Origin of the sequence: Streptomyces sp. CB02366 (assembly GCF_001905905.1) — a bacterium.
GTDB lineage: Bacteria > Actinomycetota > Actinomycetes > Streptomycetales > Streptomycetaceae > Streptomyces.
This window is the reverse complement of the sequence record NZ_LIVT01000003.1, coordinates 1160742-1177361: the sequence shown is the minus strand read 5'-3', so window position 1 is coordinate 1177361 and position 16620 is coordinate 1160742. Positions and strand designations below refer to the sequence as shown.

The following is a 16620-nucleotide window of genomic DNA, read 5'->3' as shown; positions in this document are numbered from 1 at the left end:
TAAAATCTTCCGGCCCCTCCCAGCATGCGGACAGCGCGGACCCCTCGCGGACGGCCTCCCGGAGCACCGGGAGGACCCCGCCGAACTCCGCCTCGCCTCCCACTAAGCCGAAGGGGCCCGGGATCACCGTGATCCCGGGCCCCGCGGACGACCGCTCCCTACAGGAACGAGTTGATCTCGATCGTCTCGGTCCGGCCGGGGCCGACGCCGATCGCGGAGATCGGCGCGCCCGACATCTCCTCCAGGGCCTTCACGTAACCCTGCGCGTTCTTCGGCAGGTCGGAGAAGGTCTTGGCCTTGGTGATGTCCTCGGACCAGCCCGGCAGGTTCTCGTAGATCGGCTTCGCGTGGTGGAAGTCGGTCTGGTTGTACGGGAGTTCCTCGACGCGCTTGCCGTCGATCTCGTACGCCACGCAGACCGGGATCCGCTCCCAGCCGGTGAGGACGTCCAGCTTGGTGAGGAAGAAGTCGGTCAGGCCGTTGACCCGGGTCGCGTACCGCGCGATCGGGGCGTCGAACCAGCCGCAGCGGCGGTCACGGCCGGTGGTGACGCCGCGCTCGCCGCCGATGCGCCGCAGCGCCTCGCCGTCCTCGTCGAACAGTTCGGTCGGGAACGGCCCCGCCCCCACACGCGTCGTATAGGCCTTGAGGATGCCGATCACGCGGCTGATCTTCGTCGGGCCGACACCGGCTCCGGTGCAGGCGCCGCCCGCGGTCGGGTTCGACGAGGTGACGAAGGGGTACGTGCCGTGGTCGACGTCGAGCAGGGTGCCCTGGCCGCCCTCGAAGAGCACGACCTTGCCGGCGTCGATGGCGTCGTTCAGGATCAGCGTCGTGTCGGCGACGAACGGCTTGATCTGCTCCGCGTACTGGAGCATGTCCTCGACGACCTTGCCCGCCTCGATGGCCCGGCGGTTGAAGACCTTGGCCAGGAGCTGGTTCTTCTGCTCCAGGGCCGCCTCCACCTTCTGCTCCAGGATCGACTCGTCGTAGAGGTCCTGGACGCGGATGCCCACCCGGTTGATCTTGTCGGCGTACGTCGGACCGATGCCCCGGCCCGTCGTGCCGATCTTGCGCTTCCCCAGGAAGCGCTCGGTCACCTTGTCGAGCGTGACGTTGTAAGGAGTGATGAGGTGAGCGTTTCCGCTGATCAGAAGCTTGGACGTGTCGACGCCTCGCTCGTTCAGACCGCTCAGCTCGGAGAGCAGGACCGCCGGGTCGACCACGACACCGTTCCCGATGACCGGGGTGCACCCCGGCGACAGGATTCCGGAGGGGAGGAGATGCAGCGCGTACTTCTGGTCGCCGACGACGACCGTGTGGCCGGCGTTGTTGCCGCCCTGGTAGCGCACCACATAGTCCACGGATCCACCGAGCAGGTCGGTGGCCTTCCCCTTGCCCTCGTCACCCCACTGAGCACCGAGCAGCACAAGTGCGGGCACAGGCGTACACCCCTTCCGGGCGGGGCATGTCCAAGGTCAGGGGGCGTACGTCAAGGTCGTACCTGCCGTACGACGATGTACGGCAGAGCCTGAGCCGTCGAACCGGGTGCCCCGGAATAGACGAAGCCCCTGGCGCAATAGCGCAAGGGGCTCTTGCACCAAGATGCTACCCGAGGAAGGACCGAGGTGTCGGCTGCAGAGCCCCCCGACGACGGCGACGACCAGCTCCTGGTGGTCATCGACCCGGTCGCCCGCCGGAGCGACGGCGAGTCCGTCCGTATCGCCAAGGACGTGCTGAGCGCCGGTTCACACGCCAAGATCTGCCTTCCGGACACCCCGGAGGAGTTCGCGCGAGCCCTGTCCCGGCGGGGCTCGCGCCGCCCCGTGGTGGTCGGCGACGACCACGCGCTGCTGCGCGCGGTGGCCCAGCTGCACCGCGAACGGGAGCTGGCCGCCGGCGTCCTCTCCCTGATCCCCGTCGGCGCCGCGCACGCCCTGGAAGTGGCCCACGCCCTCGGCGTCCCCCGGGGCGCGGTGGCCGCCGCGCGCACCGCGCTGGACGGGGCGGTGCGCCGTCTGGACCTGCTGGTCGACGACAGCGACGGCATCGTCCTCGGCCGTCTCCGCATCCCCGTCCCGGCCCCGCCGCCCGACGCGCGCGGCCCGCAGGCGGGCGTCACGGCCGTCTGGGACACCTGCCGGTCGCTGGTCGCCTCCCTGGTCCGCCCGGTCCCGGTCGCCGCCGCGCACCCGGGCACGCACCGGCTGCGCATCGAGGCGGACGGGGTGGTGCTGAGCGACCTGGACACCCCGGTCCGGGGCCTCTCGGTCACCTCCCGGGGCGGCGGGGGCCTGGCCGACGTCGTCGTCCGCACCGCCTCGGGCGAGGACGTGACCGCCGAGGCCGAGGCCGTCACGGTCTCCGGCGCGGACTTCCGCTACCGGGCGGACATACGGACCGCCGGGCCGGTGCGTACCCGGACCTGGACCGTCCGGCCCGGCGCCTGGGCGCTGATGCTGCCCGTCCCGGCGAGCGCGGACGGGGCGGCGGGCGCACGCTGGTAAGGGGGACGGTCCGGGAACGGAGCCGTCCCGTGTCCCGCCCCTGGAGGTGACCGACATGACCAGGACCGCTGTCGGATGGCACATCGAGCTGGAGTTCGAGGAGGATTCCCACCGCACCCGTGCGGCGGCGCTCGTCCGCCTTTCCGACGGAGCGGAAGTACGCGCCCACGGCTACGCCAGCCGCCACCCCTCGGACGCCGACCAGCAGCGCGTCGGCGAGGAGATCGCGGGGGCCAGGGCGCTCAACGAACTGGCGATGAAGCTGCTGACCAAGGCGCACGACGAGATCGACGAGGCGTCGGGCCGGGCGTCCTACCCCTTGACCTGAGACCTCCTGACGGGAGCCCCCTCCCCGGCCCCTCCCGCAGGTGGCCGCCCCGCGCCGGCCTCCGGCATCCCGGGAGAGGGCCCGGAGCGAGGGGCCGGCACGGAGGTCCGGCACGGAGGATCGGAGTGGGGGCCCGAAGCGGAGGCCCGGGGACGGAAGCCCGGGGACGGAAGCCCGGGAGGGAACCGCCCCCGGCCCCGCCGCGTCCCTGCGGGTATGGAGATCCCGAGCGGCGCCCAGGACGCGCGGCGCGAGGCCGCCGTGGGCGCCCTCGGCTGTGCGACGGCCTTCGTCGGCGCTCTCGCGGGCATCGTGCTCTGGGCCCCGCACGGCAAGGGCGGCCTCCTCGACGGCTTCGAGGGCGCGTCCAACTGGAACGTGCTCTGGATCGGCCTGCCCCTGATGATCCTCGGCGGCGTCGCGGCGGCCCTGGCCGTCTTCTTCCTGGTCCGGCGGCGCTGGCTGCGCGCTCTCGGCATGGTCGCGGCCATCGCCGCGCTCACCTCGGTCGGCGTCGGCGTCGACGCGCTGGCCGGGGCGCCGCGGCCGGAGTGCTACGACCCCTGCTGAGCCACCGGGACGCCCCGCCGCACCCGTCCAGCCCGGCCGAGGACCGCGGCCCGCCCCGCCGCACCCGGCGCGTCCGTCCGCCTCGTCGAGGACCGCGGCCCGCCCCGCCCACCCCTCCCCTCACACCTCCACCAGCAGCTCCTTCAGCCCCCGGATCACGTATCCCGGCTGCCACGCGGGCTCCGCCGTCATCCGCAGCGCGGGCGCCTTGCGCAGCAGCTCCCCGAAGGAGGCGGCCAGCTCCAGCCGGGCCAGCGGGGCGCCCAGGCAGAAGTGGATGCCCGCGCCGAAGGTGATGTGCGGGTTGTCCGTACGGGACAGGTCCAGGGTGTCCGGACGCGCGAACCGCTCCGGATCCCGGTTGGCCGAGCCGAACAGCAGCGCCACCTCCGCGCCCCGCCGGATCACCTGGCCGCCGATCTCGATGTCGTCCAGCACCCAGCGCTCGAACATCTGCAGCGGGGTGTCGTAGCGGAGCAGTTCCTCGATCGCCGTGGGCAGCAGGGCGGGATCGGCGCGCAGCGCCGCCAACTGCTCCGGGTGGTGGAAGAGCGTGCGCCAGCCGCCGGCGGTGGTGTTGACCGTCGCCTCGTGGCCCGCGTTCAGCAGGAGCACACAGGTGGAGACCATCTCCTGCTCGGTCAGCCGCTCGCCCTCGTCGTGAGCGGCGATGAGCGCCGAGACCAGGTCGTCCCCGGGTTCGGCGCGCCGCTCGGCGATGAGGCCGCGCAGATACGCGGAGAAGTCGACGGAGGCGCGTACGGCCGCCGCCGCCGTCTCCTCCGAGGGGTTCAGCTCGAACATCCCGCAGATCGCCGCCGACCAGGGCCGCAGCAGCCCCCGGTCGGCCTCCGGTACGCCCAGCATCTCCGCGATCACCGCCACCGGCAGCGGCTCCGCGACCTCGGCCAGCAGGTCCCCGCCGCCCTTCGCCACGAAGGCGTCCACCAGGCCGGCCGCCAGCCGCCGTACGGTCGGCGCCAGGTTCTCGACCGTACGCGGGGTGAACGCCTTGGAGACCAACCGACGGATCCGGAGGGGGTCGGGGGCCTCCAGATCGAGGATGCCCTGACCGTTGAGGGTGGTGAACGGCTCGTGCGCGGCGGGCGGCGGGGTGCGGCCGAACTCCTCGTGGCTGAAGCGGTGCAGGTACGTCCGGCCGAGCCGCCGGTCGCGCAGCAGGGCCGACACGTCGGCGTGGTGCGGGATCAGCCACTGGCCCGTCGGCTCGAACCGGTGCGCCCGGCCGGCGGCCCGCAGCGCCGCGTAGGCGGGGTAGGGATCGGCGACGAACGCGGGAGACCAGGGATCGAAGGACACGTGCATGGCCCGACGCTACCCGCGCCCGCCGCCTCCGCAAGGGGTGGCGGCGAAGCCGCCCCGCGACGACGACCGCGGGAAACGCCCCCGGGCCCGTTCGAGGGTCCGGGGGCGGGGCGGCGCGGCGGCCGGCCGGGGGGAGCGGCAGGGCGGCGCTACCCCGGGGTGACCAGGCGCGCCTCGTAGGCGAACACCGCCGCCTGGGTCCGGTCGCGCAGCCCGAGCTTCACCAGGATGCGGCTCACGTGCGTCTTGATCGTGGACTCGGCGACGATCAGGTGCGAAGCGATCTCCCCGTTGGAGAGCCCCTGCGCGATGAGGACCAGCACCTCCGTCTCGCGCTCGGTGAGGTCCCCGATCCGCGCGAGGGCGGGCGGCCGGGGGGCCTCCGCGAGCTTGGAGAACTCGTTGATCAGCCGCCGGGTAACCGCCGGGGCGAGCAGCGCCTCGCCCGAGGCCACCACCCGTACGCCCTCCGCGAGCTGCCGGGCCGAGGCGTCCTTGAGCAGGAAGCCCGAGGCTCCGGCGCGCAGCGCCTGGTACACGTACTCGTCGAGGTCGAAGGTCGTCAGCACCAGGACCTTCGCGTCGGCGTCCCGCGCGACGATCTCGCGGGTCGCCTCGATGCCGTTCATCTCCGGCATGCGGATGTCCATCAGGACGACGTCCGGGCGCAGGGCGGCGACCTGGTCGAGGGCCTGCCGGCCGTCCAGCGCCTCGCCCACCACCGTGATGCCCGGCATCGCGTTGAGCAGGACCGAGAAGCCTTCGCGGACCATCATCTGGTCGTCGACGATCAGGACCCGGATGTCGGTGTCGCTCATGCCCGGCCGTCCCGTTCGACGGCGGCGGCGCCGGCGCCGCCCCGCGCGTCCTCGCCGCCGCCCGGCCCCCGGGCCTCCGGCTGCTCCACCGGCGGCACGGGGAGGAACACGGCGACCTCGTACCCGCCGTCCGCCGTCGCCCCGGCCGTCATCTCGCCGTTCAGCATCGCGACCCGCTCCCGCATCCCGGTGATCCCGTGCCCGGCCCCGGGCGACGGCTTGACCAGGCCCTTCGGCGGCCCGTTGACCACACGCAGCCCCAGGCCGCCGAGGACGTAGCTCAGCTCGACCCGCGCGGAGGAGCCCGGCGCGTGCCGCAGGCTGTTGCTCAGGGCCTCCTGGACGATCCGGTACGCCGACAGCTCGACGCCCTGCGGCAGCTCGCGGACGGCCCCGGTGACCGCCTTCTCCGTCTCCAGGCCCGTCTCGCGGACGTTGTCCAGCAGTCCGTCGAGCACGGCGAGGGTGGGCTGCGGGGCGTCCGGCGCCTCGTAGTCCTCCGCCCGGACGACCCCGAGGACGCGGCGCAGCTCGGTGAGGGCGGCCACCGCGTTCTCCCGGATGGTGACGAACGCCTGCTCCAGCTCCGGCGGCGGGTTCTCCACCCGGTACGGGGCGGCCTCGGCCTGGATCGCGACGACCGACATGTGGTGGGCGACCACGTCGTGCAGTTCCCGGGCGATGGTGGTGCGCTCCTCCAGCAGGGTGCGCCGGTCGCGCTCCACGGCGGTGACGGTGCGCTGCACGGTGACCTCGCGCTCGGCGTCGCGCCGGATCTGGACCACGGCGACGACGAGCAGCGCGAAGGCGGAGAGGATGGCCACCGGCGCGGTGATCATCGGGTCGCCGCCCTCCAGGAGCATCCCGAACAGCAGCGTCAGCAGCCACATCCAGGCGGCCGTACGGGGCCGGGTCCGGGCGGCCACGACCACCAGGACCACGACCTGGGCCATGAAGGCGCTCGGCCCCCACAGCCCCTCGCTGCCCAGCACACCGCAGAAGACGGTCGCCGCCATCGAGGCCCAGAACGCGGCGACCGGCCGCACCAGGGTCATCGCGACCGGGATCGCGGGCACCAGGCCCATCAGCAGGCGGTACTCCCACTCGGCGAACCCGGCCATCATCACGAGGAAGGCGGCGAACAGCACCAGCGCGTGCGGGGCCCAGACGACGGTCTTCCGCATCCCCTCGGGCAGCCGTCGTATCAGCCGCCCGTCGGGGTTCATCGGCGGCAGCGGCCGGTAGGCGAGCACATCGCGCAGGAGGTCGTTCCGCAGGCCGTCGATCGCCCCTGCGGCCGCCCGGAACTCCGGGCTGCTGGTCTTCGTCTGGGTCTCGGTCACGGTTCCACGGTAGGCGGCGGCGGACGCCGGGTCGTCAGCATCACTACGGATTCCGGGGCATCCGTCTCAAGGACTACCCGGCTCCGCCCCCCTCCACCCCGCACCGTGAAACCGCAGGTCGGAGCCCTGGGGCAGGGCCCGGTCGAGAGGGGCCCCGGGCGTGCTCGCCGGGCCCGGGCGCAACCGCACGCCGTGCCGGACCTCCTCCGTCGCGCCTGCCCGGCGGGCCGCTTCTCACAGGTGCGTCGCGCCTGCCCGGCGGGACGCGTCCACCGGGTGCGTCGCGCCTACCAGGCGAGTTGGGTGATCTCCTCGGCCACGACCGCGCAGGCGTCGGCGGCCGGGTCGATCAGCGGGAAGTGCCCGGCCCCGCCGAGCAGGGTCAGCCCGACCGTCTCGCCGGACCGGGCCGCCGCGTCGACGTACGCCTCGGAGACGGCCCGGGGGACGACGATGTCCTCGACGCCGTGCACGATCGCGGTGGCGATCCCCGTCGGCAGCAGCACCCCGGGATCGGCGTGGGCCGCCCGCTCGGCGAACTCGTCCTCTCCGCCGAGGAGTTGGGTGACCGCGCCCCCGCAGACCCCCAGCTCGACCGCCGTGGTGAAGTCCGCGATCGGGGCCAGCGCGACGACCCCGCGCAGCGGCGGCGGGGCGGGCAGCCGCCACGGCGACCCCGCCGGCAGGACGTGCCGGGACACCGCCCACAGGGCGAGGTGCCCGCCCGCCGAGTGCCCGCAGACCACGACCCGCCGCACATCGGCGCCCGGCAGCTCGCGGGAGGCCAGGGCGGGCACCGCGTCCAGGGCGGCGGCCACGTCGTCGAAGGTCTCCGGCCAGCGCCCCGCGAGAGGATCGGCGCTCCCCGCCCGGGGCTCCTCGCCGCCGCGCTGCCGGGGGACGCCGTCGCCGCCGCGCCGGTACTCCACGCTCGCCACGGCGAAGCCCCGGCGGGCCAGGAAGTCCGCGAACGGGGAGAGGTGGGCCCGATCGTACGGGGCCCGCCAGGCGCCGCCGTGCAGGAGGACGACGAGCGGGGCCCCGGTACGGCCGTCGCGCGGTGCGTAGAGGTCGACGACCTGGTCGGGGTGGTCCCCGTAGGCGGCGGTCCGGTCGGGGGCGACGGCGGGGTGGGCGAAAGCCGCCGCGCTCTCGGCCGCGTCCCGCCCGCGCGCGGCAGAGTCCGGGGAACCCGGGGAATCCGTCATGCTGCTCAACCGTCCTCTGCCCATGGCCTGTACCTGTGCCCTGCCCCAACGGGGTTGACCTGCGGGGACGGTACCAGCACCCGGCACCGTCCCCGCCCGGCCGGCACGCGGCCCGACACCCCGTCAGTCCGCGTGCGTGGGACTACCTTCCGGCCAGCACGTCCGCCAGCACCCGAGCCGCCCGTTCCGCGTCGGCGTATCCCACGTACAGCGGGGTGAAGCCGAACCGCAGCACGTCCGGCCGCCGCAGATCGCCCACGATTCCCCGCTCGATCAGCCGGCGCATCACGGGCTCGGCGTCGGCGCAGCGCAGGGCGACCTGGCTGCCGCGTTCGGCGTGGGCGGCCGGGGTGACGGAGACGACCCGGCCCGCCGGGACGTACGCCTCGACGCACTCCAGGAAGAAGTCCGTCAGCGCGAGGGACTTGGCCCGCACCGCGTCCACCTCCACCCCGTCCCACACGTCGAGCGCCGCCTCCAGCGTCAGCATGGAGACGATGTCGGGGGTGCCGACCCGGCCCCGTACGGAACCGGCCGCCGGGGCGTAGTCGGGCGTCATGCCGAACGGGTCGGCGTGCGAGTTCCACCCCGGCAGCGGCGAGTCGAAGGCGGCCTGGTGGCGCTCGGCGACGTACAGGTACGCGGGCGAACCGGGGCCGCCGTTCAGGTACTTGTACGTACAGCCGACCGCCAGGTCCACCCCGTGCCCGTCCAGCCCCACGGGGAGCGCACCGGCGCTGTGGCACAGGTCCCACACCGCGATCGCGCCCGCCGCATGGACGGCGGCGGTCAGGCCGGGCAGGTCGTGCAGCCGGCCGGAGCGGTAGTCGACGTGGTTGAGCAGCACGGCGGCGGTACGCGGACCGAGCGCGGCCGAGACGTCGGCGGGCGCGACCGGCACGATCCGGCGCCCGGTGAGCCGGGCGGCGGACGCCGCGATGTACCCGTCCGTGGGGAAGGTCGTCGCGTCGACCAGGATCTCGTCGCGCCCCTCGCCCGCGAGCCGGGCCGCGGCGACGACGGCCTTGAAGACGTTGACGCTGGTGGAGTCGCCGACGACGATCTGCCCGGCCGCGGCCCCGACGATGGGGGCGATCCGGTCCCCGATCCGCTCGGGCGCGGTCCACCAGCCGCTCTCGTCCCAGGACCGGATGCGCAGCTGGCCCCACTGGCGGGCCAGGACGTCCTGCACCCGGGCCGGGACGTGGACGGGCAGCGCGCCGAGCGAGTTGCCGTCGAGGTAGACGCCGTCGTCGAGCGCGAACAGTTCGCGGTGCGCGGCGAGCGGATCGGCGGCGTCGAGCCGCTCCGCCCGCGCGCGGAGGCCCTCCGCGGCGGCCCGGGTCTCAGACATGGCTGCGCGCCGTCCACAGCTCGGGGAACACGTTCTTCGTGGCGCGCTTCTCCAGCCAGGCCACCCCGGCGGAACCGCCGGTGCCGGTCTTGGAGCCCATCGCGCGCCGGGTGGCGACGAGGTGGTCGTTGCGCCAGCGCCACACCAGCTCGCCGACGTCGGTCAGCAGCTCGCCGAGGCGCACCAGTTCGTCGTTCTGGTCGGCGGAGGCGTAGATCTCCGCCCACACGGCCTCGACCTCGGGCGAGGGCTCGTACCGCCGGGTCAGGTCCCGGGTGAGGACCGCCTCGGGGATCGCGTACCCGCGCCGGGCCAGCAGCGCCAGGGTCTCGTCGTACAGGCTGGGCTCCGCGAGCGCCTTCTCCAGCTCGGCGTACACCCGGGGCGCGCCCCGGTGCGGCACCAGCATGGAGGCGGACTTGTCGCCGAGCAGGAACTCCATCCGCCGGTACATCGCGGACTGGAACCCGGACCCCTCGCCGAGGGAGCCCCGGTAGGAGTTGAACTGGGCGGGGGTGAGTCCGGACAGCGGCCGCCAGGACTCGTTGAGCGCCTCCAGCTCGCGCAGCGAACGCTTCAGGGCGTCGCGGGCGACGGGTATGCGGTCCTCGCGCAGGGCGCGGGTGGCGGTCTCCCACTCATGGACGATGACCGTGAACCACAGCTCCATGACCTGGGTGGTGACCAGGAAGACCATCTCGCCGGGATCGTCCGAGCGCAGGTGCTGGAGGTGGGTCAGAACGTCCGCCTGGACATAGTCCTCGTACGGAGTCGTTCCCGCGAAGTCCAGGTGCGGGGTGTCCGCACCGGTGGCTTCGGGGTCGGGGTGGTTGGTCGACATTTCTGTCTCCTCGACACGAGCTTCCGGGTAGCGGTCCGCCCCTTCCGTGAGGTGATGGAGCTCCGGTCCCCTGCTCGCATACTAAGCCGCTCCCCGCCCTCGGCGCTTGGGCGGGGAGACGGCTCGGGACAGAAGGGGTCAGCCCAGGATGTCGGCGGCAGTCGGCGAGGAGTCGCGCAGGAACGTCGTGCAGCGCTCGTGCTCCTCGGTCTCCCCGATCGACCCGGCCGCCCGCGCCAGCGCGTGCAGGGCGCGCAGGAAGCCGCGGTTCGGCTCGTGCTCGAACGGGACGGGGCCGTGGCCCTTCCAGCCGGCCCGGCGAAGGGAGTCGAGGCCGCGGTGGTAGCCGGTACGGGCGTACGCGTAGGACTCGACGACCCGGCCGCCCTCGAACGCCTCGTCGGCGAGCTGCGCCCAGGCGAGCGAGGAGGTGGGGTACTTCGCGGCGACCTCGGCGGGCGGGGTGCCGGCGGCGAGCAGCTCGCGCGGCTCGGGGTCGTCGGGCAGGTGGGTCGGGGCGGGGCCCCCGAGCAGGTTCTCGTGGATGGACATGCCTCAAGTGTGCCTGCCGTCACGCCCCGGCGGCACCGCGCCCCGGCCCGCTCGTGGAAGCCCCGGAGGTCGGCTCACCCGCCGCCGCGCTTTCTCCCCGCGTGCGGCTCACCCGGCGCCGCGCTTCCACCCCCGCCTGCGGCTCACCCGTCGCCGCGCTCCGGTTCCAGCGGCGGGGAGGAGACCCCGCAGTGCACCGCGCACACGGGCCGCTCCTCCCTGCCCGGGGCGGCCGGGGCGCGCACCGTCCACCACGCGAGGACCGCGCCCGCCACCAGCAGCCCGGCACACATCGGCATCGCCCGCCGGAAGGTCGCGGCGAACTCGCCCGCGTCCCGGTACGCCTCCGGCCCCATCCCGGCGAGCAGCGGCAGCGCGGCCACCGCGATGAGCCCGGCGGCCCGCGCGGCGGCGTTGTTGATGCCGCTGGCCAGCCCCGCCCGCCCGGCGTCCACGGCGGCCAGGACGGTCGCGGTGAGCGGCGCGACGACCACGACGAGCCCGGCGCCGAGCACCACGACGGCGGGCAGCACCTCGCCCGCGTACCCGCCGAAGGACGCGCTGTCCGGCCCCACCCGCAGCATCAGCAGCATCCCCGCGGCGGCCAGCAGCGGGCCCACCGTGAGCGGGATCCGGGGCCCGATCCGCCGGCCCAGCTCCCCCGACCGGGCGGAGAACAGCAGCATCAGCACGGTGGTGGGCAGCAGCGCGGTACCAGCCCCCAGCGCCGAGTACCCGGCCACGACCTGGAGCTGGATCGCGGAGAGGAAGAAGAAGCCGCCGAGGGCCGCGTAGACGCAGAAGGTCACCAGGTTGACCGAGGTGAACAGGCGGGAGCGGAAGATCGACGGCGGCAGCATGGGGGCGGCCCGCCGCCGCTCCACCGCCACGAACACGGCTCCCAGGACCAGCCCGCCGACGGCCGCCCCGATCACCACGGGCGACGCGCCCCGCGCGGGGGCCTCGATCAGCGCGTACGTCACCCCGGCGAGCGCCAGCGCCGCGAGGGCGGCCCCCAGCACGTCGAACCGGCCGTGCGCCGCCGGGTCGCGCGACTCCGGTACGTACCGGAGGGCGACGGGGACGCAGAGCGCGGCGAGCGGCAGATTGAGCAGGAACACCCACCGCCATCCGGGCCCGTCGACGAGCCACCCGCCCACGAAGGGCCCCACGGCCGCCCCGACCCCGCCGAACCCGGACCACAGCCCCACGGCCCGCGCCCGGTCGTCCGGATGGAAGCTCGCCTGGATCAGCGCGAGCGACCCCGGCGTGAGCAGTGCCCCGCCGACCCCTTGCAGGGCGCGGGCGGCGATGAGGATCCCGGCGTCCGGCGCGATCCCGCAGAGCAGCGAGGCCGCCGCGAACCACACCACGCCGACCACGAACACCCGCCGCCGCCCGTACCGGTCCCCGAGCGCCCCGCCGAGCAGGATCAGCCCGGCGAGCGTGAGCATGTAGGCGTTGACGGTCCACTGGAGCGCGGCCAGGTCGGTGCCGAGGTCCGCGCCGATGCGGGGCAGGGCGACGTTGACGACGGTGGAGTCCAGCATGGCCATGCTGGAACCGAGCACGGTGGTCAGCACGACCAGGCGTCCGGCGGGCGAGGCGACCCGGATCTCTCCGGGCGCGGAGGCAGCGGCCATGGGGCAAGCCTGCCCCGGAGTGCCCTCCCCCGCACCCCACGCCCCGGAGCACCGCCACGAAGACGCCGTTCCCCCCGCCTACCGGCCCCCGCCCTCGGCCCCCGGCCCCCGGGCGGCGCAGGGCCTCCCCCGGCCACCGCTCACCGCCCGCCGGTCAGCCCAGGACCTCCACCGCCCGCACCAGCGCCTCCACCCCCAGGACCGCCTTCTCCCGGGGGCACCCCACGTTCAGCCGGACGAACCCGGGCGCCCCGTAGACGGCGCCCCCCATGATCGCCACCCGCTCCCGCTCCACCAGCACCCGCTGCAACGCCTCGTCGTCCACGCCCAGCGGCCGCAGGTCGATCCACGCCAGATAGCCGGCCCCGGGCGGCGTCCACCCCAGCTCGGGCAGGGCGTCGTCCAGCCGCCGGGCGACGTACTCCAGGTTCCCCGCCGTGTACGCCCGGACCGCGTCCAGCCAGGCCGCGCCCTCCCGGTACGCCGCGATGTGCGCGGTCAGCGACAGCACGGCGGGCGACGCCAGCCCCTCGGCCGTCTCCATCCGCCGCAGGAACTCCGTCCGGTCGTCCGGGTCGCCGATGAACCCGTACGAGCCGGTGAGGGCCGGGAAGTTGAACGCCTTCGAGCCGGAGGTGACGAGTGCCCAGCGCCCGTCGCCCGCCACCCGGGTCCACGGCACGTGGACCCGCCCGACGCCGCCCTCGTGCACGAGGTCCGCGTGGATCTCGTCGCTGATCACGGCGACCCCGTGCCGCTCGGCCAGCTCCGCCGTGCGGGCCAGCTCGGCGGCCGTCCACACCCGGCCGGTGGGGTTGTGGGGCGAGCACAGCACCAGCACCTTCGCGTCCGGCCGGGCCAGCTCGCGCTCCAGCGCCTCCTCGTCCCCCACCGGCGCCCCGCGCAGCTCACGCCCGAGCCCCGTGATCGCCTTGCGGAAGCCGTCGTACGTGGGGGTGTGGACGACGACTCCGTCGCCCTCGGCCGTCCACATCTGGAGGAGCTGGGAGAGCTGGCTGAGGACGGACGGGCCGTAGACCAGCTGTCCGGTGTCGATCCCGGTGCCGTACCGGGTGGCGTACCAGTGGGCTATCGCCGAGCGGAAGTCGTCCTGCTGCCAGGTGGTGTAGCCGAACACCCCGTGGTCCAGACGGGCCCGGAGCGCGGCCAGCACCTCGGGGGCGGTGGCGAAGTCCATGTCGGAGATGGTGAACGGCAGCAGTCCGTCGACGCCGAAGCGGTCGGCGACCCCGTCCCACTGGACGCACCAGGTGCCCCGGCGGTCGACGGCGGTGTCGAAATCGTAGGGCGCGCCCACAACAGGTCCTCTTCTCTCCCGGCACGGCGACGGGCCCGGCCCTCCGGAGGAGGACCGGGCCCGACACCGTACGTCCGTGGCTACGGAATGGTCACTTCAGCTTCGTGCCGGTGGAGCGCAGGTTCGCGCACGCCTCGGTGACGCGCGCGGCCATGCCGGCCTCGGCGGACTTGCCCCAGGTGCGGGGGTCGTAGGTCTTCTTGTTGCCGACCTCGCCGTCGACCTTCAGGACACCGTCGTAGTTGCGGAACATGTGGTCCGCGACCGGGCGGGTGAAGGCGTACTGGGTGTCGGTGTCGAGGTTCATCTTCACGACGCCGTTCTCCAGCGCGGTGGCGATCTCCTCGGCGGTGGAGCCGGAGCCGCCGTGGAAGACGAAGTCGAACGGCTGGCTGCCGACCGGCTTGCCGTACTTCTCGGAGACGCCCGCCTGGAGGTCCTTGAGCAGCTCGGGACGGAGCACGACGTTGCCCGGCTTGTACACGCCGTGGACGTTGCCGAAGGAGGCGGCCAGCAGGTAGCGGCCCTTCTCCCCCAGGCCCAGGGCCTCGGCGGTGCGCAGCGCGTCCTCGACGGTCGTGTACAGCTCGTCGTTGATCTCGTGCGTGACGCCGTCCTCCTCGCCGCCGGTCGGGGTGATCTCGACCTCAAGGATGATCTTGGCGGCGGCGGCCTTGGCCAGCAGCTCCTCGCCGATGGCCAGGTTGTCGGCGAGGGTCTCGGCGGAGCCGTCCCACATGTGGGACTGGAACAGCGGGTTCAGACCCTTGGCGACGCGCTCGGCGGAGACGTCGAGCAGCGGACGTACGTACCCGTCCAGCTTGTCCTTGGGGCAGTGGTCGGTGTGCAGCGCGATGGTGACGTCGTACTTCGCGGCGACGATGTGCGCGAACTCGGCCAGGGCGACCGCACCCGTGACCATGTCCTTGTTGTACTGGCCGCCCAGGAACTCCGCACCGCCGGTGGAGATCTGGACGATGCCGTCGCTCTCGGCCTCCGCGAAACCGCGCAGGGCCGCGTGCAGGGTCTGGGACGAGGTCACGTTGATGGCCGGGTAGGCGAACTTGCCCGCCTTGGCCCGGTCGAGCATCTCGGCGTAAGCCTCGGGGGTTGCGATGGGCATCTGACCGCTCCTTGGGATGTGCGGGTGTGCAGGCGTAAGTCCCTGACCTGGGGGCGACGTCATCGTCGCCCCCATCTTCCCAGACTCGCCCTCCGGCTCCACCCGGCGGACCCCGTTGGATACCGGACGGTTATGGGTCAGGGGTGGACGGTTTCACGTGAAACCGTCCACCCCTGACGAAAACCGCAGGTCATCCCCTTGCGGGGGTGGTTCAGCCCAGGTCGAGATCGGCCACCGAGTAGACGTGCACGTACGGCAGACCGGCCTCGGCGATGGCCGGGGCGGCCCCGCGCTCGACGATCACGGCGACGGCGACGACCTCGCCGCCCGCCTCGCGCACCGCCTCGACGGCGGTCAGCGGCGAACCGCCCGTCGTCGAGGTGTCCTCCACGACGAGGCAGCGGCGACCCTTCACGTCGGTGCCCTCGATCCGGCGCTGCATCCCGTGCGCCTTCTGCGCCTTGCGGACGACGAACGCGTCCAGGCTCTTACCGCGAGCGGCGGAGGCGTGCAGCATCGAGGTGGCGACCGGGTCGGCGCCGAGCGTCAGCCCGCCGACGCAGTCGTAGTCCAACTCGGCGGTGGCGTCGAGCATGACCTGGCCGACCAGCGGCGCGGCCCTGCCGTCCAGCGTGATCCGGCGCAGGTCGATGTACCAGTCGGCTTCCAGACCCGAGGAGAGGGTCACCTTGCCGTGCACCACGGCCTTGTCCTTGATCTGCTGGAGCAGGTCAGCGCGTACGTCAGTCATGACCACGAGGGTAAGCGGTGCGGCCCGGACCCACTGCCGGGCGCCCGCTCAGAGCCGCGTCCAGCTCCAGGCCGTCGTGATCTCCAGCGGGTCGATCGGGGTCACCAGCCGGGGCGCGGTGTTGAGCCCGTTCGGCGGCCCGGACTGCGGCTCCACGCACACGGCCTCGTCCTGCTCGTCGTAGATCACCACCCACTCGCTGCGGCTCTTCACCGTCAGCTCCAGCTGCTCCGGCCAGGTGAGCTTCACGTCCACGCCCTCGGGCATGCCGAAGCAGTCGTCCCACGGCCCGGGGGCGGGGTCGACGCGTTTCCCGGTCGGCAGGTGGTCCGCGCCCCGCTCCTCCTGCCAGCCCGGGTCGAAGGAGAGCCGGACGTCCTGGCCGCCGACGTTGCGGTGGAACCAGGGGTGCCAGCCGGCCTGGGCCGGGAAGGAGTCGCCGTACGTCTCGACGGCGAGGCCGAGCGTCAGGGAGTCCCCGGTCAGCTCGAAGGTCTGCGTCACCCGGCCCTCGTACGGCCAGGGTTCGGCGAGGTCGTAGTAGAAGGCGGCCCGGCCCTCGGCCCGTTCGGCGGCCGTGTGGGCGGTGCGCCAGGAGGTGTCGCGTCCGGTGCCGTGGATGGCGTGCGGCGGGGAGGTGAGCGGCAGCTCGTGGAGCACGTCGCCATTGCGGAACTTCCCGTACCCGGTGCGTCCGCACCAGGGGACCATCGGGAAGCAGCCGTACTTCTCACCCTGGCGGAGCAGCTCGACACCCCCGATCCGCAGGCTGCTGATCCGGCAGCCGTGCAGCCGGTCGACGGTCAACTCGGCTTCGCCGACGGTCAGCCTGACGTTCTCTTCGCTCCTGCTCACCCGACGACCCTACTGGCCCGCCCCCACCGCCGCCTCCGCCCCGGACCGCTCCCGGCCCCCACCGCCTCGACTCCGGTCGGTCC

Annotated in this window: 16 protein-coding genes; 3 read left to right on the top strand and 13 right to left on the bottom strand. The window is 73.7% G+C overall.

From position 1 onward, the window contains the following. Window positions 1-158: 158 nt before the first annotated feature. Window positions 159-1442, bottom strand: coding sequence for an adenylosuccinate synthase (locus AMK24_RS13895; protein WP_073768556.1), 1284 nt, complete (start codon window positions 1440-1442; stop codon window positions 159-161). A gap of 186 nt (window positions 1443-1628) precedes the next feature. Between AMK24_RS13895 and AMK24_RS13890 the strand changes: the two genes are divergently transcribed. The 3 genes from AMK24_RS13890 (at window position 1629) to AMK24_RS13880 (ending at window position 3405) form a co-directional block, all read left to right on the top strand. Continuing rightward, window positions 1629-2507, top strand: coding sequence for a diacylglycerol kinase (locus AMK24_RS13890; protein WP_073768554.1), 879 nt, complete (start codon window positions 1629-1631; stop codon window positions 2505-2507). Window positions 2508-2562: 55 nt separating this feature from the next. Beyond that, complete coding sequence (locus tag AMK24_RS13885) at window positions 2563-2835, top strand: DUF1876 domain-containing protein (RefSeq protein WP_073768922.1); 273 nt, start codon at window positions 2563-2565, stop codon at window positions 2833-2835. Between the two features lie 216 nt (window positions 2836-3051). Further along, window positions 3052-3405, top strand: a complete 354-nt coding sequence (locus AMK24_RS13880) for a hypothetical protein (RefSeq protein WP_073768552.1) — start codon at window positions 3052-3054, stop codon at window positions 3403-3405. Window positions 3406-3525: 120 nt separating this feature from the next. On the opposite strand, the gene AMK24_RS13875 is transcribed toward AMK24_RS13880, so the two are convergent. The 12 genes from AMK24_RS13875 to AMK24_RS13820 form a co-directional block, all read right to left on the bottom strand. Next, window positions 3526-4731, bottom strand: a complete 1206-nt coding sequence (locus AMK24_RS13875) for a cytochrome P450 (protein ID WP_073768550.1) — start codon at window positions 4729-4731, stop codon at window positions 3526-3528. 149 nt (window positions 4732-4880) lie between these two features. Continuing rightward, window positions 4881-5549: a response regulator gene (locus AMK24_RS13870; protein WP_030113449.1), complete on the bottom strand. Its 669-nt coding sequence runs from the start codon at window positions 5547-5549 to the stop codon at window positions 4881-4883. Further along, a complete protein-coding gene (locus AMK24_RS13865; RefSeq protein WP_073768548.1) occupies window positions 5546-6892 on the bottom strand; it encodes a sensor histidine kinase in 1347 nt (448 codons plus the stop codon). Before AMK24_RS13865 ends, AMK24_RS13870 begins: the two co-directional genes overlap by 4 nt. 287 nt (window positions 6893-7179) lie before the next feature. After that, complete coding sequence (locus AMK24_RS13860; RefSeq protein ID WP_073768546.1) at window positions 7180-8100, bottom strand: alpha/beta hydrolase family protein; 921 nt, start codon at window positions 8098-8100, stop codon at window positions 7180-7182. 142 nt (window positions 8101-8242) lie between these two features. Beyond that, window positions 8243-9454 carry a kynureninase gene (gene kynU, locus AMK24_RS13855; RefSeq protein WP_073768544.1) on the bottom strand — a complete coding sequence of 404 codons (1212 nt, stop codon included), beginning with the start codon at window positions 9452-9454 and terminating at the stop codon, window positions 8243-8245. After that, window positions 9447-10295, bottom strand: a complete 849-nt coding sequence (locus AMK24_RS13850; RefSeq protein WP_073768542.1) for a tryptophan 2,3-dioxygenase family protein — start codon at window positions 10293-10295, stop codon at window positions 9447-9449. Before AMK24_RS13850 ends, kynU begins: the two co-directional genes overlap by 8 nt. Window positions 10296-10433: 138 nt before the next feature. Continuing rightward, window positions 10434-10847, bottom strand: coding sequence for a DUF3151 domain-containing protein (locus AMK24_RS13845; RefSeq protein ID WP_073768540.1), 414 nt, complete (start codon window positions 10845-10847; stop codon window positions 10434-10436). A gap of 143 nt (window positions 10848-10990) precedes the next feature. Then, a complete protein-coding gene (locus tag AMK24_RS13840; protein WP_073768538.1) occupies window positions 10991-12490 on the bottom strand; it encodes a DHA2 family efflux MFS transporter permease subunit in 1500 nt (499 codons plus the stop codon). 154 nt (window positions 12491-12644) lie between these two features. Beyond that, window positions 12645-13808 carry a MalY/PatB family protein gene (locus AMK24_RS13835; RefSeq protein ID WP_073768536.1) on the bottom strand — a complete coding sequence of 388 codons (1164 nt, stop codon included), beginning with the start codon at window positions 13806-13808 and terminating at the stop codon, window positions 12645-12647. Window positions 13809-13899: 91 nt separating this feature from the next. Beyond that, a complete protein-coding gene (fbaA, locus tag AMK24_RS13830; RefSeq protein ID WP_073768534.1) occupies window positions 13900-14931 on the bottom strand; it encodes a class II fructose-bisphosphate aldolase in 1032 nt (343 codons plus the stop codon). A gap of 211 nt (window positions 14932-15142) precedes the next feature. Next, a complete protein-coding gene (gene pyrE / locus AMK24_RS13825; protein WP_073768532.1) occupies window positions 15143-15682 on the bottom strand; it encodes an orotate phosphoribosyltransferase in 540 nt (179 codons plus the stop codon). Between the two features lie 48 nt (window positions 15683-15730). Next, on the bottom strand, window positions 15731-16537 hold the full coding sequence (locus tag AMK24_RS13820; protein ID WP_073768530.1) for an aldose epimerase family protein: 807 nt from the start codon (window positions 16535-16537) through the stop codon (window positions 15731-15733). Window positions 16538-16620 lie beyond the last annotated feature (83 nt).

Excerpts from the sequence above, each read along its gene's own strand:
- AMK24_RS13840 (WP_073768538.1), bottom strand. The coding sequence starts at position 12,490 with ATGGCCGCTGCCTCCGCGCCCGGAGAGATCCGGGTCGCCTCGCCCGCC.
- kynU (WP_073768544.1), bottom strand. The coding sequence starts at position 9,454 with ATGTCTGAGACCCGGGCCGCCGCGGAGGGCCTCCGCGCGCGGGCGGAG.
- fbaA (WP_073768534.1), bottom strand. The coding sequence starts at position 14,931 with ATGCCCATCGCAACCCCCGAGGCTTACGCCGAGATGCTCGACCGGGCC.
- AMK24_RS13875 (WP_073768550.1), bottom strand. The coding sequence starts at position 4,731 with ATGCACGTGTCCTTCGATCCCTGGTCTCCCGCGTTCGTCGCCGATCCC.
- AMK24_RS13870 (WP_030113449.1), bottom strand. The coding sequence starts at position 5,549 with ATGAGCGACACCGACATCCGGGTCCTGATCGTCGACGACCAGATGATG.
- pyrE (WP_073768532.1), bottom strand. The coding sequence starts at position 15,682 with ATGACTGACGTACGCGCTGACCTGCTCCAGCAGATCAAGGACAAGGCC.
- AMK24_RS13885 (WP_073768922.1), top strand. The coding sequence starts at position 2,563 with ATGACCAGGACCGCTGTCGGATGGCACATCGAGCTGGAGTTCGAGGAG.
- AMK24_RS13845 (WP_073768540.1), bottom strand. The coding sequence starts at position 10,847 with ATGTCCATCCACGAGAACCTGCTCGGGGGCCCCGCCCCGACCCACCTG.
- AMK24_RS13850 (WP_073768542.1), bottom strand. The coding sequence starts at position 10,295 with ATGTCGACCAACCACCCCGACCCCGAAGCCACCGGTGCGGACACCCCG.
- AMK24_RS13860 (WP_073768546.1), bottom strand. The coding sequence starts at position 8,100 with ATGACGGATTCCCCGGGTTCCCCGGACTCTGCCGCGCGCGGGCGGGAC.
- AMK24_RS13880 (WP_073768552.1), top strand. The coding sequence starts at position 3,052 with ATGGAGATCCCGAGCGGCGCCCAGGACGCGCGGCGCGAGGCCGCCGTG.